Here is a 20173-nt window from a genome sequence, read left to right on the forward strand (position 1 = left end):
GGGATCCTGACGGGTGACGTGCGGCACGATGCGCCCCCGCGCGTCGCCGGCGGGTTGCGGGGCGCGATCGCTTCGCGGCTCCGGCATCAGCCGGTCGCGGGATCGAGATCTCCGACACGATGAACCTCCGTTTCCAGGGTGACTCCGCTGTGGGCCGCGACGAGGTCCTGGATCGACCGGATCAGCTCGAGCACGTCCCGTGCCCGGGTTCCCGGTTCCGCCACGATGAAATTGGCGTGCTTGCGCGAGACGCTGGCGCCCCCGACCTTCACGCCCTTTCCGCCGGCCTCCTCCACGAGGCGTGCCGCATGGTCGCCGGGGGGGTTCTTGAACACGCTCCCGCAGTTCGGCTCGGCGAGTGGCTGGGTGCGCCGTCGCCAGTCGCGAGCCTCGTCCATGTGCGCCCGGATCTGGGTGGGGTCACCCGACCCCAGGCGGGCCACCGCGCCGACGATCACGCCGCTTACCGGGAGCTCCGCCGTCCGGTAGGCGAATCCCGCCTCGGCAGCGGGAACCGGCACCACGGTCGACGCCTCCAGATCGAAGACATCGATCCGTTCGATCACCTCCTGCATCTCGTGACCATGCGCCCCCGCGTTCATCCGCACCGCGCCTCCGAGCGTGGCCGGGATCGCCACCCCGAACTCCAGCCCCGCGAGCGCATGGGACAGGGCGACACCGGCCAGGGCTGGAAGAGGCATCGACCCTCCGCCGGTCAGCCGGTTGCCGTCCCGCGCGGCGAAGCGGAACCCCTTCCCAAGACGCAGGACGATTCCGCGGATCCCCCCGTCACCGATCAGCACGTTCGAGCCCTTGCCGATCGTCGTGACCGGGAGCGCCGTCTCGCGGTGCGCGCGGGCGACCGTTCTCAGGTCCTCCTCCGACTGCGGCTCTAGGAACAGGTCCGCGGGGCCCCCGATCCGCAGCGTCGTCAGGGGCGCCAGGACGAACCCGGGCCGGAGCCGGTCGCCCACCGAGGCACGCAGGATCTCCGCGGCTCGCTCGACCGCCCCCCGAACCTCTCGAGGATTCACCCGGTCTCCTCGAGCCGATCCAGGACCTCGTCCGTGACCATCGTCACGTCGCCGGCCCCGAGGGTCAGGACGAGATCGCCGGCCCGCACTTCCGACGCGAGGAACGGGGCGACGTCGGCTCGGTGGGGCAAGTAGACGATGCGCGTCGCTCGGTCGTGCTCGGCCAGGGAGTCGACGAGCAACTTGCCTGTCACCCCCGGGATCGGCTCTTCCCCGGCCGCGTAGACGTCGGTGATGACCGCGACGTCCGCACCCGCGAGCGATGCACCCATCGATCGCCACAGCTGCTGCGTCCGGCTGTACCGATGTGGCTGGAACACCGCCACGATCCGCCCGGCGTCGGCCTCCTGCGCCGCCGCGAGCGTCGCGACGAGCTCGGTCGGGTGGTGCGCGTAGTCATCGATGAAGGTCGCGCCGCGCGCGCTACCGCGATGCTCGAAGCGCCGGTGCACGCCCGTGAAGGTCCCGACCGCCTCCGCGGCCCGCTCGAGCGGCACCCCGACGGCGGTCGCCGCGAGCACGGCGGCAGCGCCGTTCAGCAGCGTGTGCACGCCCGGCCGGCGAAGGACCAGCCTCGCTCGCCTCCCGTCGCGCGCCACGACCTCGCCCGAGATGCCCTCCGCGCTGTGTTCTCCGGGCGCGATCAGGACGTCGTTCCCCTCCTGGAGCCCGTAGGTCAGCGTGGTCCCGACGGTGCCGCCGGACCGCTCGATGCGTGCGAGCACGCCGCGGACGCCGGGGTCGTCACCGCATACGACCGCGAGCTTCGAGCCCAGCACGAACGCCGCGAACGCCGCCTCGATCTCCTCGAAGCCGCCGCTATAGAAGTCCAGATGATCCGCCTCGACGTTCGTGACGATGCCGACGTCGGGCGACAGCAACAGGAACGAACCGTCGCTCTCGTCGGCCTCCGCCACGAAGACATCCCCGGCGCCGTGACGGGCTCCAGATCCACTTTCGTTGAGGTGGCCGCCGATCACGAACGTCGGATCCACCCCGCACCGCTCCAGGATCACGGCGAGCATCGACGTCGTCGTGGTCTTCCCGTGGGTGCCCGCGATCGCCACCGTCCTGTATCCGCTCGCGAGGGCGGCGAGCGCCTGTGCGCGTGCGAGCAGGGGGATCCCGCGCTCGCGTGCCGCCACCAGTTCGGGGTTCCGCTCGGGGATCGCCGACGAGATCACCACGACGTCCGGGTCGCCGAGCGCCGCCGCATCGTGGCCGATATGGATCCGCGCGCCCGCCATGCGCAACTCGTCGAGTCCGCGGCCGTCCTTCAGGTCCGATCCGGTCACCTCGATACCGCGGGCCACGAGCAACCGAGCGATCCCACTCATGCCGGCACCACCGACGCCGATCAGGTGAGCTTGCCGGACCTTCGCCAGGATCGGAACCGCCATCGTCGGGATGCTTCCGGCGGGGGGCGCATAGCCGGCCCGCGCGTACAGGGGCGGCAGGTCCCGGCGCTCGCTCACGTCCGGCTCCTGGCGATCGTCGCGACCTCGGCCGCCAGCGCCCCGGCGGCGTCCGGTCGCCCGAACCCCGTCGCTGCGTGCGCCATTGCCGACAAGCGGTCGTCGTCGTCGAGCAGCTCGCGAAGGCGCGTCGTCAGCAGGGGTCCGGAGAGATCGTCGTCGTGCAGGATCGCCGCCGCCCCCGCGCGCTGGACGGCGAGGGCGTTCGCGGCTTGATGGTTCCCCGTTGCGTGGGGGTAGGGGATCAGCAGGGAGGGCAGCCCGCACACGGTCACCTCTGCGATCGTCGTCGCGCCGGCGCGCGCCACCACGACGTCCGCCGCAGCGTAGGCCAGCTCCATCTCGTCGCAGAACTCGAGGGCGATCACGCGCAGCGATCCCGCGTGCTCGGCGGGCTCGGAGACGACGCCCAGGTGCCCGCGTCCGGTGAGCACGAGCAGCTGCAGATCGTTCCGATCCTGGAGGTGCTCGATCGCGTCGGCGATCGCGTGGTCGATCCGCAGTGCTCCCTGGCTTCCACCGAACACGAGGACCGTCATGCGATCGGGATCGAGCCCGAATCGCTCCCGGGCTCGGGCCGCGAGATCGCTCCGGTTCGCGGGAACCGACAGGACCGTCTCGCGCACCGGGTTGCCGGTCACGACCACGTGCGGCCGTTTCGACAACATCCCGCGGGCCTCCTCGAACGAGAGCGCCACGACCGTGGCGAACCGAGCGAGCAGGCGGTTCGCGAGCCCCGGGATCGCGTTCTGCTCGTGCAACGCCACCGGGCGGCGCGCCCGCACGCCGGCGAGCACGGCCGGGACGCTCACGTACCCGCCGACCCCGACGACCGCATCGGCGTCGGCGACCTCGGGCCCGCAATCGGCAACCGAGCCGAGCGCGGTGAACGGCGCCCGAAACATCGCGACCGACGGCGTGCGGCGCAGCGGTGCGGCGCGTACCGGCGTGAACGGGTACCCCGCTTCCGGGACGAGCCGTCCTTCGAGTCCGGTCGCGGTCCCGAGGAACGAGATCTCGGCGTCGTAGCCGCGCTCGAGCGCCCCGGCGAGGGCGAGCGCCGGGAAGACATGACCCGCAGTGCCCCCGCCCGCGATCACGACCTTCATCTGCTCGCGCGGGGTCTCGATCGCGGCCCTGCGGACACGCGGTTCGTCGCGCGCTTCGGCGAGCTCTTCGACTTCCTCTGGGACCCCTTCGCCTTCTGCGCCGAGCGCGCACGACCCGAGGATCCCCGGGCCGAGGACGCCGCGGCCCGCGCGACGCTCCAGAGGATGCCGATCGCCGCGAGGGTCACGACGAGGTTCGAACCGCCGTAGGACAGCAGCGGCAGCGGGACGCCGGTGATCGGGAGCAAGCCCGTCACCGCTCCGAGGTTCACGATCGTCTGGATGCCGAGCCACCCGGTGATCCCCCCGGCCAGCATCCGTCCGAACGGATCCGGGGCGCGCATCGCGATGCGGATCCCCGCGACGAACAAGGCCGCGAACAACGCGAGCACACCGAAGGCCGCGAACAGACCGAGTTCCTCGCCGAGGATCGAGAAGATGAAGTCGGTCTCGGCATTGGGGAGGTAGAGCCATTTCTGCCGGCTCGCGCCGAGCCCGAGGCCGGTCCAGCCTCCCGAACCGAGCGCGATCAACGATTGTTTCAGGTGGTAGCCCGTGTTCTGCGGATCCGACCACGGGTCGAGGAAGGACAGGAACCGCGAACGCCGGTAGCTCTCCCCCATGATCAGCGCGTACCCGAGGAGCGCGCCGATCGCCGCCACCGCCGCGAGCAGCCGCAGCCGCACGCCGGCGAGGAACATGACGACGAGCACGCTCCCCGCGAGCAGCAGGGTCGTCCCGAGGTCCGGCTGCAGCATCACCAACACCGCGATGACGAGCACGACGGGCAACAGCGGTAGCGCGAGATGGAGCGGATCATCCAGATGGCGGGCCTTGCGTTCCAGGATCATCGCAGCGAACGCGATCAGACCGAGCTTCGCGATCTCCGAAGGCTGGACGGTGACCGGCCCGAACTGCAACCACCGCGCCGACCCTCCGCCGGTGATCCCGAAGGAGGGATGGAGGACCAGCAGCAGCAACGCCGCAGCGGCGATCAACACCGGCAGAGCCAGTGCCCGCCACGCCCCGTAGGAGACCCGCGAGCAGGCGACGAGCAGCGCGACCCCGAGCACGGCGAACAGCGACTGCTTGAAGAAGTAGTGGAAGCTCGAGCCGAACTCGAGCGCCGCGGACACCGAGCTGGCCGAGAGCACCATCACGAGCCCGATCGCGACCAGGACCGCCGTCGGCACGAGGAGCAGGACGATGTCGTTGCGCGCCGCCGCCCGCGCGCGAGCGACCGTGGCCGAACGCGCGCGCTTCTCCTTCACGGGCCACGGGGTCACCAGGCGCAATCGCCGGGTGGGGAAGGTCTCCACTCTGCTAACCAACGGAACGCTCCTCCTGCAGGGATCGCGCGGCCGCGGCGAACCGATCGCCGCGCTCGCGATAGTCGGTGAACATGTCCTGACTCGCGCACGCGGGGGCCAGCAGCACGGTGCCCCCGGACACGGCCTGATCGGCCGCCGCGCGGACGGCCTCTTCGATCGATCCCGCCCGGTGAACGGCCGGGACGCGACCCGCGAAGATCTCGGCGATCTCGCCCGCCGCCTCGCCGATCGCCACGACGCCGGAGAGCCGTCCGGCAGCCTCGCCGAGCGGCGAGAGATCGACACCCTTCGACCGTCCGCCGGCGATCAAGACGACGTCGCGGAGTCCGTCGAGCGCCGCAAGAGCAGCGTGTGGGTTCGTCGCCTTCGAATCGTCGACGAACCGGACGCCGTCCACCGTCGCGACGGTCGAGCCGCGGTGTGGGAGCGGCCGTACCTGGAGCAGAGCTTCGCGGATCGCCTCGGCCGGCACCCCGTACGACAGGGCGACGGCGGTCGCGGCCGCGGCGTCGGCTCGGAATCCCCCCGTCTCCGAGGCCGGCCGACCGATATGGACCTCCGGTTCGCCTCCGAGGCGCGAGACGAGATCACCGTCGACGAAGCCGACCTCCTGGTCGGCCGGAGGGCCGAGCCGGAACCAAACGACGCGGCACCGCGCGGCTCGCGAGACGCACGCGGCCTCCTCGTCGTCGGCGTTGCCCACATGGACGTCGTCCCCGGCCTGCAGTTCGAAGATCCGCGCCTTCGCCTCGACGTAGGCGCGGCGGGAACCGTGCCAGTCGAGATGATCGTCCGCAACGTTCAGCAGCGCGGAAACGCGAGGGCGGAAGGTCTGAGAGAAGTGCAGTTGGAACGACGACGCCTCGACGGCGAGCGCGTCCCGCGCCTCGCGCGCCGCGAGGGAGAACGGATGTCCGATGTTGCCGCAGGCGATCGCGTCCAGCCCCGTCGCACGCAGCGATGCGGCAACGATCTCGGTCGTCGTCGTCTTGCCGTTCGTTCCGGTGATCCCCACGTACGGCACCGTGCACAACCGGGCCCCGAGCTCGAGCTCGCTCCAGATCGCCAGCCCGCGCTCGCGCGCCCATCCGAGGACCTCGGCGCTCTGGGCAACCCCGGGACTCGTGACCACGAGGCTCGCGCCGTCCAGGTGCTCCGGGCGATGCCCTCCCGTTGCCATCTCGACGCCGAGCGCCCTCAAGGCGTCGTCGTCGGCTATCGATCCGCGTTCGGTGACCAGGACTCGGGCGCCCTCCTCCGCGAGCGCCCGCGCGGCCGCCCGCCCGCTCGTTCCGGCGCCGACCACCACAGCCCTCTCCCCCGCGAAGGCGTTCATCCGATCCCCCCGCGTGCGAGGAAGTCCGCGTAGAACAGTCCGAGGGCGAACGCGACCGCGAGCCCATTCACGATCCAGAAGCGCACGATCACCGTGAACTCCGGCCAGCCGAGCAACTCGAAGTGGTGATGGATCGGCGCCATGCGGAAGACACGCCGATGGAACATCCGGAAGGCGACGACCTGGATGATGACCGACAACGCCTCGAGGACGAACAGCCCGCCCAAGATGATGAGCAGTATCTGACTGTTCGTCACGATCGCGAGCGCCCCGAGCAGGCCTCCGAGGGCGAGCGAGCCGGTGTCGCCCATGAAGATCCGCGCGGGTGCCGCGTTCCACCAGAGGAACCCGGCGGCTGCACCCATTCCGCCGGCCGCGACGATCGCGGTGTCGAGCGCCCCGTTCAGGTCGACGGGGTAGCAGGCCGGCAACCCGCTGCTGCACGGGTGACGGAACTGCCAGAACGCGATGAAGACGTACGCGGCGAGCACGAGGATCCCCGATCCGGAGGCGAGCCCGTCCAGCCCGTCGGTCAGGTTCACCGCGTTCGTCGTCGCGATCAGCATCAGGAAGGCCCACAGGAAGAACAGGACGCCGAGGTCGACCCCGGTCCCGCGGATGAACGACAGCTCCGTCGAGGTGTCGGCGAGGGCGACCGCGATCCACGTGAACGCGACCGCGACGATCGCCTGCCCGGCGATCTTCCCGAGCTTGGAGAGGCCGAGCGAGCGACGTCGGCGAACCTTGATGTAGTCGTCGACGAACCCCACGATCCCGAACCCCACGGGAGCGACCAGCACAGCCAGCCCCTCCCACGTGAAGCCGCGGAAGACCCGGGTCGCCAGGTACGCCGCGACGATACCGGCGACGATCACCGTTCCCCCCATCGTGGGGGTCCCCATCTTCTCCAGATGCGTGTGCGGACCGTCCTCCCGGATCCGCTGGCCCCAGCCGTGGACCCGGAAGAAGCGGATCGCGAGCGGCGTGCCGAGCAGCGTCACGAACAGACCGATCGCCGCCGCGATCAGGATCGAGGTCATGCAGGCACCCCCTCGCGCAACGCGGTCGCGAGCCGCTCGAGACCCGCGACGCGCGAACCCTTGAGGAAGACCACGTCCCCGGGTTGCAGGATCCCCGACAGCAGGGTCGCTGCCTCCTCCGGTGATCCGACGACGTGGACGTCGCCGGGCTCCAGACCTTCGCGGACGGCCGCTATCGCGATCGGCCGAGCCCCGTCGCCGACGGCGATCAGCACGTCGACGCGCAAGCGCGTGGCGAGGTCGCCCAGGCGTTCGTGCTCCTCGAGGGAGATCGGGCCCAGCTCGGCCATGTGCCCGAGGACGGCGATCAGTCGCTTCTCGCGGGCGATCCATCGGGCAGCCTTCAGGCCCGCCGCCATCGACTCCGGGTTGGCGTTGTAGGCGTCGTTGACCACGACGACACCGTCGCGGGTTTCGAACGTCTCCATACGCCACGCCGACACGTGCGCATGCTCGAGGGCGACCAGAGCGTCGGCGAGCGGGATCCCGAGGGCCCGCCCGGCTGCGATCGCGGCGAGCGCGTTCTGGACCATGTGCTCCCCGGGGACGGCGAGCCGCGTCCGACCGCGATCGGACCCCGCCTCGACCGTGAAGCTCGCTCGCCCGAGGCGATCCAGTTCAACATCGACCGCCCGAACGTCTGCGCCGGGCGCGCGCCCGAAGGTCAGCACGCGGGCGCGTGTCCGCCTCTCGAAGCCCCGTACGACCCGATCGTCCGCGGCGAGGATCGCGGTCGCCGCTTCACCCAGCGCCTCGATCGGTTCGGCCGATGCCTCGACGATCGCCTCCCACGACCCGAAGATCTCCATGTGCGCAACACCGACGTTCGTGACGATCACCACGTCGGGACGGGCGATCTCGCACAGCAGACGCACGTCGCCCCGGCGTCGCGCGCCCAGCTCCAGGACGAGCGCCTGGGTATCGTCCGGGGCGTCGAGCACGGTGAGGGGCACGCCGACTTCGGTGTTGAACGACCGCGGGCTGGCATGAATGCGCAGCCGCGTGGCCAGAACAGCCGTCACGAAGTCCTTCGTCGAGGTCTTCCCGTTCGCACCCGTCACGCCGACCACGCGGGCGTCGAGCTCCCCGCGCCGGGCGGCGGCCAGGTCGAGCAGCGCCCGCCCCGTGTCGGCAACCCGCACGAGGGAGGCCCCGGCACCGATCGGCCCCGGGTCGGCATCGACGAGCGCGGCGGCAGCCCCGCCGGTGAGGGCGGCACCGACGAACGCATGGCCGTCGTGTGTCTCGCCACGGATCGCGACGAAGAGCGCCCCTTCCGAGGCCGTCCTGCTATCGGTCGTCACCGCATCGACCATGACGTCGGGCCCTTCCAGCGTGCCATGGACGAGCTCCGCGATCTGCGAGAGCGCACGCGCCTTCACCTCGGCTCTCCCCGAGGGTCGAGGCGCGCGCGGAGCTCTTCGGCGGCGACCGATCGATCGTCGAACGGAACGGTTCGGTCGGCGAATTCCTGGCCGGTCTCGTGTCCCTTGCCCGCGACCACGAGGACATCTCCGGTGGATGCAGAGCGAACGGCGCGCCGGATCGCCGCGCGTCGGTCGGGCTCCACCTCGTACGCGCCTCCCCCGGCCTTCGCACCGGGTTCGATCTCCGCCAGGATCGCGAGAGGGTCCTCAGATCGGGGGTTGTCGCTGGTGAGGATCGTCAGGTCGGCCAGGCTCGTCGCCGCGCGACCCATCAGGGGGCGCTTCTCACGGTCTCGGTCCCCGCCGCACCCCACGACGATCACGACGCGGCCGTCGGCGAGCGAACGCGCCGCCCGCAGGACGTTCTCGACGCCATCGGGTGTGTGCGCGTAGTCGACGAGCACGAGGAAGTCCTGCCCTTCGTCGACCGGGTCGACCCGACCCGGAACACCGGGCATCGTCGCGATGCCGCGCGCGATCGCGGCGTCGTCGATCCCCAACTCCCGCGCCGCGGCGATCGCCGCGAGGCAGTTCCCGACGTTGAAGGCGCCGCGCAGCGGTGAATGCATGTCGATCCCGTCCACCCGGAACCGGATGCCACCGACTTCCACTCGGATGTCGGTCGCTCGCAGCTCCGCCTCCTCGATCGTGCCGAAGGTTCGTGCGGGGACCGAGGTCTCCACCAGGCGCCGCCCGTACGGATCGTCGACATCGATCGCGGCCCGGTCGGCGAACGACGGCGTGAACAGCCGGGCCTTCGCCGTGAAGTAGGACTCCATCGATCCGTGGTAGTCGAGATGGTCTTGGCTGAGGTTCGTGAATACGGCGATCGCGAAGCGTGTGCCGTCCACCCGATGCTGCTCGAGGCCGTGGGATGAGACCTCCATCGCGGCCGCGTTGACGCCCGTTTCGGCCATCTCCCACAGCACCCGCTGCAGCGCCGGCGCCTCGGGGGTCGTGCGCTCGAACCGAACCGGGGCTCCCGCCACGCGGGCGCCGGTGGTCCCGATCAATCCGGCGATGCGTCCGGCGGTCGCGAAGATCGATTCCAGCAGGTAGGTGGTCGTCGTCTTGCCGTTCGTCCCGGTGATGCCGACGAGCGAGATCCGTGCCGAGGGCGACCCGAAGAACGCAGCCGACATCGGGCCCATCGCGGCGCGGACCGATCCGACGAGAACCTGGGTCACGGGAAGGTCCTCGAGCCACCGCTCCACGACGAGGCTCGACGCCCCGCGCGCCACGGCCTCCGGCGCGAACGCGTGGCCGTCGGCCGTCGCGCCCGGAACGCAGAAGAACAGCGCGCCGGGCAGGACGCGGTCGGATCGGTCGGCGACATCGACGACGTGGACGGCATCGCCGCGGATCTCGTGCCCGGCGCCTCCGTACGCGGCGAGACGGGCAACCAGATCACTGAGGGGCCGGGCAGGGGGGGTCTTCGCAGCCACGGGCGCCACAGAGCCTACCGCCGGGTCGTGGTGCGACCCGGCGGTAGCCCCGCCGCCGGTTCCTCCGCCATCGGCGGACGCGCGGATCCCGGGGTCCCCGCTCCCCTCGATCGTCCTTGGCCTCAAGCCGTCTCCCCCTCGGCGTGCGCTCGCGGTGAACCTCAGTCCGTCGCGAGCTCGTTCGGCGGCAACGGAACCTGCCGTCCGGGCGCGATGCCCAGTCGCTGGATCGCGTACCGGGCGACTTCCTGGAACAGGGGGGCCGATGCGATCCCGCCGTAGACCGTGGCGGGCTCGTCCAGGATCGCGACGATCACCACCTGCGGGTCGGACGCCGGGAGGAATCCCATGAACGAGGCCACGTACCGCTTCGAGTACCCCGCGCGATCCTCGTACGGCTTGCGAGCGGTCCCGGTCTTGCCGGCGACCTGATAGCCGCGGATCCTCGCCGCCGAGCCCGTCCCCTCGTCGACGGCGTACGCGAGCATCCGCGCCACGAGCTCTGCGGTCCGCTCGGAGACGACGCGCCGGCGTGGCGAGTCCGCCGCCTCGGTGAGCTCTCCGTCCGCGCCGACGGTCGCCCTTCCGAGCCGGGGGGCGACCCACTCGCCGCCGTTCGCGATCGTCGCGTACACCGCCGCCATCTGCAGCGGGGTCGCGGAGATCCCCTGACCGTAGGACATCGTGGCTCGGCTCGTCTCGTTCCATTGGGACAGCGTCAGCAACGACCCGGAGGCTTCGCCCGGGAAGTCGATCCCGGTCGGACGACCGAGTCCGAACCTCGCCAGGTAGGTCGCGAGCGGACCCGATCCGAGTCGATCCGCGACCTGGATCGTTCCGACGTTGCTCGATTGCGCGATGATGTCGCCGATCGTCATCTGCTCGGTCGGATGCGGATGCGAGTCGCGGATCAGCTCGTCGCCGACGTAGATCCGATCGGCGACCATCAACCGCTCCTCGAGGCCGACCGCTCCTTCCTCGACCGCGGCGGCGGTCGTGATCACCTTGTTCACCGACCCGGGCTCGAACGCATCGAGGGCAGCGCGGTTTCGCATCTGCGCCTCGGTCGCGCGGTCCAATCGGTTCGGATCGAACCACGGAGCGGTGGCCATCGCGAGCACGTCTCCCGTGTCGGGCTCCAACACGATCACCGTTCCGCCCTTCGCGTGGTTGCGGGCCACGGCTTGGGCGAGCGAGGCCTGCACCCCGTACTGCAACTGACGGTCGATCGTGGTGACGAGATCGCTGCCCGGCACGGGCGTGCGCTCGGTCGATTCACCCGAGACGATCGGACGGCCGTCACGCGCGACCTCCAGGACCCGTTCTCCGGGAGATCCCGACAGCAGATCGTCGTACTGCAGCTCGAGCCCCGCGAGTCCCCTCGGCAGGTCGTCGTCGCCGAACCCGACCGCGCCCAACACCTGCGGGGCCAGATCGTCGGCGGGATAGGTCCGCTTGGTCGTCGGCAACATCCCGATGCCCGCGAGTTCGAGGCGCTCCACCTTCGTCGCAAGGGCCGCGCCCACCTGCCGGGAGACGTACGCGAAGCTCGATCCCTCCTCGGAGAGGTCGCGGGCGAGAGCGCCTTCGGCCGCAGCCTCCAGCCCGAGGGCCTCCGACAACGTGGCCGCTGTCGCGGCCGGGTCCTCGACGTAGCGAGGATCGGCGTAGATGTCCTTCGCCTCCAGCGACATCGCCAGCGGCACGCCCGTCCGATCAAGGATCTGTCCGCGGGAGGCGGGCAGTTCGATCGTCGCGACACGCTGCGCCTCGCCCAGGGCACTGAACTCCGCGTGCTCGCCGATCTGCAGCTGAGCGAGGCGGGCGGCCAGCAGCAGGATCGCGACCAACAGGGCGCCACCCAGCGCCACCGACCGGCGCCGCGCGGTGATCGGCGGTACCGTTCCCCGGCGGGCGACCGAGCTCACCGCACGATCCCGTCCGCGACGGGTTCGAGCTCGGGCCCGGCGGTGTCGAGGGTCCGTCCCCCGGCCGGATCCGGCCGACCGATGCTGCCCTCCGGCACGTGGAGGATGTGGATGTCGTCGGGGAGACGCATACCGTGCCGGACAGCCCAGTCGGCGATCCGACCGGGGGAGGATCTATCGGCGACCTGGCGCGTCAAGGTGGTGTGCCGGTCCGCCAGGCCGTCCGCCTTCGACCGCAGGTCGTCGATGCTGAACGAGGTCTGCGCGAGCATCGCGTTCAACGCGACCAGACCGATCACCGTCGCACCGACCATCAGCGACGCGAACACCGTGAACCCCACGTGGTGGCGCACGCGGCGGCGAACGACCGGCGCCGGCGTGCGACGACGGATCGGTCGCGTCGCCGGGACGGGGGCGGTGTGGTTCCGGGTCGCCGGAACGCGCATCGCCCCGGACTGGACGCGGGCGGGGACACTCACGCGGCCTCCCGCTGGGCGGCACGCAGCTTGGCGGCGCGTGCCCGAGGGTTCGCGACGGTCTCGGACTCGGTCGGACGCAGGGGCTTCTTCGTCAGCACGCGGAGCTGCTCGCTGTCGCGGAAGAAGTGTTTGATCTCGCGATCCTCCAGAGAGTGGTAGGCGATCGCTACGATGCGGCCACCGGGAGCGAGGAACCCGACCGCCTGAGGCAGGGAGGCGGCGAGCTCCTCGAGCTCCCGGTTGACCGCGATGCGGAGCGCTTGGAAGGTCCTGCGTGCGGGGTGGGGGCCCCCCGGACGCTTCCCCAGCGCACCCGCGACCACGCGCGCGAGCTCATCGGTCGTCTCGATCGGGCTGCGGGAGCGCGCCCGCACGATCGCCGACGCGACGCGACGCGCGCGTCGTTCCTCTCCGTACAGGTAGATCAGGTCGGCGAGCTCGCTCTCGGACAGCTCGTTCACGAGCTCGAGCGCGGATCGCGTCCCTTCCTCGCCCTCGCCGCCCATCCGCATGTCGAGCGGTCCGTCCGTTCGGAACCCGAACCCTCGATCGGCATCGTCCAGCTGCATCGACGAGACGCCGAGGTCCATCAGAACGCCGTCGACCTGCGCTCCCGGATCGGCCTGCGAGAAGCGCCCCCGGACCGCACGGAACCGCTCCCCGAACGGCGTGAGCCGTTCGGTCGCCGCCGCGATCGCGGCGGGATCTCGGTCGACGCCGACGACGGAACCGACCCCCGCCTCGAGGAGCGCCTCAGCGTGACCGCCGAGCCCGAGCGTCAGATCGAGCACGGTGCCGCGGTCCCCAAGGAACCGCACCACCTCGTCGACCATCACCGGAACGTGACGTCGGTCCGACATCGGTCTCAGGCGACCGTGAGCGCCAGGCCTGCCACGGCCGGCACGATCAATGCGAGAACGAGGAACCCGAACAGGGACAGGCTCTCGCGCAGCTCGCGAGCGATCTGGCGTGGGTCGGGCACGTTGGGTGGCTCCATTGATGCGTCTCCCTCCGTCGGTCAGGACCGAGACGGGTACAGCGTTCCCGCCTGGTAGGAACCACCGAACGCTTCTGTGTAGCGCTCGTGGGCCCCCCGATCCCAGATCTCCATCCGATCCATGACGCCGACCACCACGACCTCCTTCGCGATGCCGACCTGCTGTCGCAGGCGGTTCGGCACGACGAGTCGGCCCTGGGAATCGAGCTCCACGGCCTCGGCGTTCCCGAAGAACATCCGGGCATAGGCCCGGCCCTCGGTGTCGGAGAGAGGGGCGGAGCGCACCTCGTCGGCACGCTGTTCCCACTCGACCCTGGGGAAGCAGAAGAGGCAGCCGTCCTGTCCGAGCGTCAAGAAGGCACCATCCCCGAACGCCTCCCTGAACCGCGCGGGCAGTGAGATCCGCCCCTTCGGGTCGAGGTTGTAGCTATGCGTGCCGAGGAGCTCGGCCACGCGTCCTCCCCTTCTGCTCCTGGGAGGCGCACGCGGCGCCCACCCGTTCCTCCTGGGAGGCGCGAACGGCGCGCCCCCCTCTCCTCCTGGGAGGCGCGAACGACGCGCTTCCCAGCTCCTCCACTTTGGGCCACCTTTATGCCACCTGCACTCCACCTGGTCAAGAACATGCAGCTAGTTACAGCTGTGAAAGTCACGACAGTTGGAGAACGGGAGCGCCGCAGGGGACCGGATGGAAGGGAGAGGGGTCGACGACGCAGCAGAGAGGGACGGTCCGGGCCGGCCGAGCCTAGATCAGGTAGGCCTCCCACTCGGGTTCGACACGCCCGAGCGACAGACGGAACCCATCCGAGGGAACGAACGGCTGGCGGCGCAGCCGGTACCCGATGTCCTCGGGCATCCGGTTCTCCTTCTTGGAGTTGCAGCGCCGACAGCTGGCCACCACGTTCTCCCAGCTATGGGGTCCACCCTTGGAACGCGGGACGACGTGATCGAGGTTCTCGGCCGGCGCCCCGCAGTACTGGCACGAGTGTCCGTCGCGAGCGAACACAGCTCGGCGCGTCAGCGGGGCGCGGGGGCGGAAGGGAACCCTCACGAAGTACCGGAGACGCACCACGGAGGGGGCCTCGATCGCGTAGCGCTCCGACCGGAAGATCGCTCCGTTCTGTGCGACCGCCTCGGCCTTGTCCTTGAGGACGAGCACAACCGCCCTCTGCGCTGTGACCACCGCGAGGGGCTGGTTCGAGACGTTCAGAACGAGCGATCTTCCCATGGGCCGGGCCCGGGGAGACGCCCGGGTGCAGCGAGCATACAACGCCCCAGGCGCGAGACGGGTTCACGAAGGTGCTTGCATCGGCCGTATCACAACGGTGTAATCCGCCTCAGGAACGGCGGATCGTCGGGCCGGAACGGCATCGAACGCCTGGAGTAGCGAAAAGGGGCCGCGCGGGGCGTCCGAGGTTCGTTCTCGACCCGGCGTTCCGTCGTTCCTCTTCGTTCCTCCGACGGGTTCCCCTTTCGCGGACCCACGCTACGATTGTGGTCCTCACACCCCGACGGAGCTCGGAGGCACGGTGCAAGCGGACAACGATCCTCGAGAGTGGCAAGCGTTCTCCGAGCGTTTCCAGCAGATCGAAGCCAACGTAGAACGCGTCGTCCAGGGCAAGCATCGGGAGATCCGTCTCGCGCTCGTGTGTCTGATGGCCGAAGGACACCTGTTGATCGAGGACGTTCCGGGTGTCGGCAAGACGATGCTCGCCAAGGCGATCGCCCGATCGGTCGACTGCAGCTTCCGCAGGATCCAGTTCACGCCCGACCTGTTGCCCACCGATGTCACCGGCGTGAACGTGTTCAATCAGGAACGAGCCGATTTCGAGTTCCGGCCGGGTGCGATCTTCGCGAACATCGTGCTCGCCGACGAGATCAACCGCGCGAGCCCGAAGACCCAGTCCGCGCTGCTGGAGTCGATGGAAGAGCGCCAGGTGACCGTCGATGCCGAGACCTACGAACTCGGTACGCCGTTCATGGTGATCGCGACTCAGAACCCGATCGAGCACGAGGGCACCTATCCCCTGCCCGAGGCGCAGCTCGATCGGTTCATGCTGCGGCTCGCGATCGGCTATCCCGCGCCCGAGGTCGAGGCCGACATCCTCGCCTCGCATGGAGCCACACACGGAACGGGTTCCATGCTCCAGGAGATCTCTCCCGTCGCTGATGCACGCGGCGTCGCCGAGATGGTGGGGCTCGCCGGTGCCGTGCACGTCGCTCCGTCGGTGCGCCGGTACATCGTCGACCTCGTGGAGGCGACCCGCCAGCACCAGGACCTGTACCTCGGCGCGAGCCCGCGCGCATCGATCCACGTGCTCCGTGCGTCGCGCGCCCTCGCTGCGGCTCAGGCCCGCGACTACGTCGTTCCCGACGACGTGAAGGAGCTGGCCGTCCCGGTACTCGCCCACCGGTTGATCGTCGGCGCCGACGCCGTGATGGGTGGACGTTCGGCCGCGGCGATCCTCACGGGGCTGCTCGCAGACGTGCCCGTACCCGTGACCGGGCGCTGAGACCGGATGTCCGGAGACCCCTGATGCCGTCGAGCCGCGGACTCCTCGTCGGCGCCTGCGGCATCGGCCTCTGGGTGCTCGCGGTCCTCCTCGGATCACCCTCGGTGCACGTGATCGCGATCGGTGTCCTCGCCCTTCCGATCATCACCGCGCTCCTCGGTCGCGGTACCCGGCACCGGTTGCAGGTCCGCCGCCACCTGACCGAGGTCCGCGTGCAGCCCGGCCGGCGCGTCGGCGTGGAGATCGACGTGACGAACGATTCCGCGGTCTCGAGCTCACTCGTCCTGCTGGAGGACCGGATGCCTTCGGCACTCGGGCCGAGCGCACGGCTCGTGCTCCCCGGCGTGCACGCGCACTCGCGACAGCGGGTTCGGTACTCGATCGCCGCCACCGCCCGCGGACGGTTCCGGATCGGACCGATCACGGCCGATCTCTCCGACCCGTTCGCCCTCACCCGCCGACGCCTCGAGGTCGACGATCTCGACGAGCTCGTCGTCATGCCCGAGGTGGAGGACCTCACAGGGCGCGCCGGAGCCGCCTTCGGCCACGGCGCGGGGTCCTCGCGCACCCGCAGCTTGCTGCGGACGGGGGACGAGTTCTTCACGATGCGTCAATACCAGACGGGCGACGACCTGCGCCGGATCCACTGGCGCAGTACGGCGCGTACCGGTGAGTTGATGATCCGTCAGGACGAGTCGACGCGGCGGGGTCAGGCCGTGCTGCTGCTCGACACGCGGCAGGCGACCGTGGGACGCAGTCGCGATGCATCCTTCGAGCGCTGCGTGAGCAGCGCCGCGTCGGTCGGCGTGCTCCTGTGCCGGACCGGTTTCGGCGTCCGGCTCGCCACGGTTGCGCTCGCTCCCAGGCTCGTCAACGAGGAGGCGCTCCTCGACGCACTCGCCGACGTCGGGGACGACCCCACGCGATCTCCGCAGTCGGCATTGACACGGGTGCGTGCGGCGGCGGCCTCCGACTCCACGCTCGTGATCGTTACCGCTCCCCCGGTGCCCGGGGAACTTCCCTCACTGCTCCGCACCGGGGCCGGCTTCGGCCCGAAGCTCGCGGTGCTCGTTCACCCGGTCGAGCCCGCATCGCTGCCTGCCGATCGACGGACCCAGCTCGAGACACGTGCATCGCAGGCGCACACGGCACTGACACGCTCCGGCTGGGACACGGTGGTGCTCACTCCGACCATGAGGTTGCAGGACGTATGGACGACGAACGACACACCCCGCTCGGCGGGCGTCTCCTCGCGGTAGTCGCTCTGGCGACGATCACGGGTGCGACCGCGCTCGCGTTCTCCCGTGTGTTCACGCAGGGCGCCGCGCTCAAGCTCGTTTTCGCCGCCTGGCTCGCGATCGCGGTCGGGGTGCTCCTCGAGCGGCGAGGGCTCTGGCTCGCCACGGTGGCGGCCGGCGGCATCCTCATCCTGTCGATCGCCTGGTTCGTGTTCCCCGACACGCTGTGGTTCGGGCTGCCCACGAGCGAGACTTTCGGACGCGCGGGCAAGGCGCTCGCTCAGGTGGGTCCCCAGGCGCGTCGGCAGGTCTCCCCGACCGCGCCGATCGCGCCGCTGCTGCTGGCCTCGATCACCGCGGTCTCCGCGGCCGCGTTCTCCGCGCACGCGCTCGCCGTCCGGGCGGCGAGCCCTGCGCTCGCGCTGGCTCCTTCGGTCGCGCTGATCGCCTTCGCAGATGCCGCGCTCCGGGGCGAGGGGACACTGCCGTTCGCCGCGTTGTTCCTGGGGGGGGCGGTGCTGCTGCTGTTGGCCGACGGCGTCCGCCGGATCCGGGAATGGGGGCCGGTCCACACGCGCGGGACACCGGACCCCCACGACGCAGACCCGCAGGACACGATCGATGCGGGTCCCCGAGCGCGGAGCGCGGGGGCGCTCGCTCGGCGCGCGGGCGGAGCGGCCGCGCTGACGCTGGCAATCGCCGTCCTCGCGCCGGGACTGCTCCCCGGGTACGGAGGGGAAGGTCTGATCGCCGTCCGCAGCTCCGCGTCGGGCGATCCGAACCTCGACCCGCTCGTGTCGATCGGCGACAGCCTCAACCGGGAGACGCCCGTGAAACTGTTCCGGGTCGAATCGGACGAACCCACCTACTGGCGCCTGCTCTCACTGGACACCTTCGACGGAACCACCTGGCGAGCGGACGATCTCCAGGCCTTCGACGGGATGGACCTGCAGTCGGGCTCGGCGCTGCCCGTCAACCCCCCGGCCGGTGCGACGCCGTCGCGTCAATCCTTCACCGTGATCGACGATCTCGGATTCACGTGGGTACCGGCCGCCTACCCCACGACCTCCCTGGACCTGGGGGGAACCTCGTTCAAGTTCGACCCCGACCTCGGCACGATCGTCGCGCCTGAGCCGCTCGCGGGCGGCACCGAGTACACGGCCGCATCCCTTCTGCCCGCGCCCTCTCCCGAGGAGCTGAAGTTGGAGCCGGGGGCCGATCCTGGCTTGGAGCAGCGTTACGTGGCGCTTCCCTCGGACGTCCCCACGGTGGTGGAGAACACCGCGGCGGCCTGGACCCAGGGCCTGTCCACCGACTACGAGCGAGCGTTCGAGATCCAGGAACGACTCCGGAGCCCCACGAGCGGCTTCCGCTACGACGACGGGTACGAAACGCCCGACGGCCGGGACCCGCTCGTGGACTTCCTCAGCCAGAGCAAGCGGGGGTTCTGCCAGCAGTTCGCCGGAACGATGGCGGTGATGCTACGAAGCATCGGGATCCCCGCACGCGTCGCCGTCGGGTTCACGACGGGCGTGGCGATCGGGGTGGGTCGCTACGAGGTCAGCACCGATAACGCGCACGCCTGGGTCGAGGTCTTCTTCCCCAACTACGGGTGGCTCGCGTTCGAGCCGACGCCGAGCCGCGACAATCTCGCGGCGGCCAGCTACCTGGCGCCGACGACCCTCACCCCGTGCACCGGGCGCAACTGCGAGACGGGGCCCCGCCGGGGCGACCGCGGCACGCGCAGCGGAGCCGGCGGCACGGGCGACCGGGCGAGACCGCGCGCCGACCGGATCGCCAACGACGCCCCTCTGCCACCCGCGCCCCTTCCCGAGCCCAGCTGGCGACGGTACGTGGCGCCCACGCTCGGCCTCGTGGCCCTGTTCCTCGCGATCGGGCTGGCCCTGGTTCCCCCGGCCAAGGCGCTCCGCCGACAGGTCCGGCTCGCCCGCGCGAGGACGAAGGATCCGCGCGAGCTCGTCCTGGCCACCTACGACGTCTTCGCGGCGCGGGCAGGAGATCTCGGTCTGCGGCGGCAGCCGAACGAGACCTTCGAGGAGTTCGGTGCGCGCGTCCGGCTCGCGGCGGCACCGACGGGAGGCCCGCGCCGCGCAAACGCCTCCGACGACCTCGGACTGCGCAGCCTCACGACGCTCGCCGAACGGGCTGCGTTCGGCGCGGGTCCCGTCCAACCGCAGGAGGCTCGTCACGCTCGGCGGAGCGCCCGGAGCGCCCTCCACGACCTGCGGAAACGTCGGGGTCGCCTGCGTCACCTGGGATCGGTGTGGAGGCGCGGCCTCTGAACCGGTCGGTCGGCCAGGCGTGCCTAGCTCAGGGCGTGGCGTAGACGTCCGCGGCCGCGTCGCGGAGGGCCCGGATGAACCGGCTCCGGTCGTCGCGGAACTGTGCCACGTCGGCCTCGACCCCGGTCACGATCTCGTCGATCGCGACGAAGAAGGCGAGTTGGCCCTCCCGCAAGGCGTCGAGCACCTCGCCGTCACGACGGCACACCTTGAACACGCTCACACCGTCGGTCACGAGCTTGACCTCGGACAGATGCTCCTCGAGACCCGCGGTCTTGTTGAGGTAGGTCCACGCCCTTCGCACGCGCTGCAACGACATCCCGCCATCCAACAATGACCGGACGACCTTGAGAGCGACCAGATCGCGGAACGAATACAACCGCGCGACGCCCGGCCGACCACCAGTGGCCTGGACCGACGGTTCCACGAGTCCGATCTGATCCCAGTACCGAAGTTGCCGGGGCGAGCACCCGGTGAACTTGCACGCCTGGTGCGCGGTGAATCCTTCCGTCGACAAACGC

The 20173-nt window shown here is 70.5% G+C and carries 17 protein-coding genes; 3 read left to right on the plus strand and 14 right to left on the minus strand.

The annotated features are described in order from the left end of the window. Positions 1–86 precede the first annotated feature (86 nt). The 13 genes from murB to WEF05_06520 all read right to left on the minus strand — a co-directional run bounded on the left by murB (position 87) and on the right by WEF05_06520 (position 14781). Positions 87–1034, minus strand: a complete 948-nt coding sequence (gene murB, locus WEF05_06460) for a UDP-N-acetylmuramate dehydrogenase (protein MEX1101526.1) — start codon at positions 1032–1034, stop codon at positions 87–89. After that, positions 1031–2509, minus strand: coding sequence for a UDP-N-acetylmuramate--L-alanine ligase (murC, locus tag WEF05_06465; GenBank protein ID MEX1101527.1), 1479 nt, complete (start codon positions 2507–2509; stop codon positions 1031–1033). Before murC ends, murB begins: the two co-directional genes overlap by 4 nt. After that, positions 2506–3618 carry an undecaprenyldiphospho-muramoylpentapeptide beta-N-acetylglucosaminyltransferase gene (murG, locus tag WEF05_06470; GenBank protein ID MEX1101528.1) on the minus strand — a complete coding sequence of 371 codons (1113 nt, stop codon included), beginning with the start codon at positions 3616–3618 and terminating at the stop codon, positions 2506–2508. Before murG ends, murC begins: the two co-directional genes overlap by 4 nt. After that, entirely contained in the window at positions 3615–4949 is a 1335-nt protein-coding gene (gene ftsW / locus WEF05_06475; protein MEX1101529.1) for a putative lipid II flippase FtsW, read from the minus strand. The genes murG and ftsW overlap by 4 nt, the downstream gene beginning before the upstream one ends. Beyond that, the gene (gene murD, locus WEF05_06480; GenBank protein ID MEX1101530.1) at positions 4942–6255 is read right to left on the minus strand and encodes a UDP-N-acetylmuramoyl-L-alanine--D-glutamate ligase; all 1314 of its coding nucleotides are present in this window, start codon (positions 6253–6255) and stop codon (positions 4942–4944) included. The genes ftsW and murD overlap by 8 nt, the downstream gene beginning before the upstream one ends. A 26-nt stretch (positions 6256–6281) precedes the next feature. Then, positions 6282–7325: a phospho-N-acetylmuramoyl-pentapeptide-transferase gene (gene mraY, locus WEF05_06485; GenBank protein ID MEX1101531.1), complete on the minus strand. Its 1044-nt coding sequence runs from the start codon at positions 7323–7325 to the stop codon at positions 6282–6284. Continuing rightward, complete coding sequence (gene murF / locus WEF05_06490) at positions 7322–8707, minus strand: UDP-N-acetylmuramoyl-tripeptide--D-alanyl-D-alanine ligase (protein MEX1101532.1); 1386 nt, start codon at positions 8705–8707, stop codon at positions 7322–7324. Before murF ends, mraY begins: the two co-directional genes overlap by 4 nt. Next, positions 8704–10197 carry a UDP-N-acetylmuramoyl-L-alanyl-D-glutamate--2,6-diaminopimelate ligase gene (locus WEF05_06495; protein ID MEX1101533.1) on the minus strand — a complete coding sequence of 498 codons (1494 nt, stop codon included), beginning with the start codon at positions 10195–10197 and terminating at the stop codon, positions 8704–8706. Before WEF05_06495 ends, murF begins: the two co-directional genes overlap by 4 nt. Positions 10198–10358: 161 nt before the next feature. After that, positions 10359–12125 (minus strand): penicillin-binding protein 2, encoded by a 1767-nt coding sequence (locus tag WEF05_06500; GenBank protein MEX1101534.1) that lies wholly within the window; start codon positions 12123–12125, stop codon positions 10359–10361. After that, positions 12122–12604 carry a hypothetical protein gene (locus WEF05_06505; protein MEX1101535.1) on the minus strand — a complete coding sequence of 161 codons (483 nt, stop codon included), beginning with the start codon at positions 12602–12604 and terminating at the stop codon, positions 12122–12124. Before WEF05_06505 ends, WEF05_06500 begins: the two co-directional genes overlap by 4 nt. Continuing rightward, a complete protein-coding gene (rsmH, locus tag WEF05_06510) occupies positions 12601–13464 on the minus strand; it encodes a 16S rRNA (cytosine(1402)-N(4))-methyltransferase RsmH (protein MEX1101536.1) in 864 nt (287 codons plus the stop codon). Before rsmH ends, WEF05_06505 begins: the two co-directional genes overlap by 4 nt. Positions 13465–13622: 158 nt before the next feature. Then, positions 13623–14054, minus strand: coding sequence for a division/cell wall cluster transcriptional repressor MraZ (mraZ, locus tag WEF05_06515; protein ID MEX1101537.1), 432 nt, complete (start codon positions 14052–14054; stop codon positions 13623–13625). Between the two features lie 289 nt (positions 14055–14343). After that, a complete protein-coding gene (locus WEF05_06520; GenBank protein ID MEX1101538.1) occupies positions 14344–14781 on the minus strand; it encodes an HNH endonuclease in 438 nt (145 codons plus the stop codon). 346 nt (positions 14782–15127) lie between these two features. Between WEF05_06520 and WEF05_06525 the strand changes: the two genes are divergently transcribed. Genes WEF05_06525 through WEF05_06535 form a run of 3 tightly spaced genes read left to right on the plus strand, consistent with a single transcriptional unit; the run spans position 15128 to position 19652 of the window. Next, positions 15128–16111 carry a MoxR family ATPase gene (locus WEF05_06525; protein MEX1101539.1) on the plus strand — a complete coding sequence of 328 codons (984 nt, stop codon included), beginning with the start codon at positions 15128–15130 and terminating at the stop codon, positions 16109–16111. Positions 16112–16134: 23 nt separating this feature from the next. Next, positions 16135–17370 carry a DUF58 domain-containing protein gene (locus WEF05_06530; GenBank protein ID MEX1101540.1) on the plus strand — a complete coding sequence of 412 codons (1236 nt, stop codon included), beginning with the start codon at positions 16135–16137 and terminating at the stop codon, positions 17368–17370. Beyond that, the gene (locus tag WEF05_06535) at positions 17322–19652 is read left to right on the plus strand and encodes a DUF3488 and transglutaminase-like domain-containing protein (protein ID MEX1101541.1); all 2331 of its coding nucleotides are present in this window, start codon (positions 17322–17324) and stop codon (positions 19650–19652) included. Before WEF05_06530 ends, WEF05_06535 begins: the two co-directional genes overlap by 49 nt. A gap of 28 nt (positions 19653–19680) precedes the next feature. On the opposite strand, the gene WEF05_06540 is transcribed toward WEF05_06535, so the two are convergent. Then, positions 19681–20169, minus strand: coding sequence for a MerR family transcriptional regulator (locus WEF05_06540; protein ID MEX1101542.1), 489 nt, complete (start codon positions 20167–20169; stop codon positions 19681–19683). Between the last annotated feature and the right edge of the window lie 4 nt (positions 20170–20173).

Source organism: Actinomycetota bacterium (genome assembly GCA_040881665.1).
GTDB lineage: Bacteria > Actinomycetota > UBA4738 > UBA4738 > HRBIN12 > JBBDWR01.

Coding starts and splice junctions, on each gene's coding strand:
- WEF05_06530 (MEX1101540.1), top strand. CDS start 16,135: ATGCCGTCGAGCCGCGGACTCCTCGTCGGCGCCTGCGGCATCGGCCTC.
- WEF05_06535 (MEX1101541.1), top strand. CDS start 17,322: ATGGACGACGAACGACACACCCCGCTCGGCGGGCGTCTCCTCGCGGTA.
- murG (MEX1101528.1), bottom strand. CDS start 3,618: ATGAAGGTCGTGATCGCGGGCGGGGGCACTGCGGGTCATGTCTTCCCG.
- mraY (MEX1101531.1), bottom strand. CDS start 7,325: ATGACCTCGATCCTGATCGCGGCGGCGATCGGTCTGTTCGTGACGCTG.
- rsmH (MEX1101536.1), bottom strand. CDS start 13,464: ATGTCGGACCGACGTCACGTTCCGGTGATGGTCGACGAGGTGGTGCGG.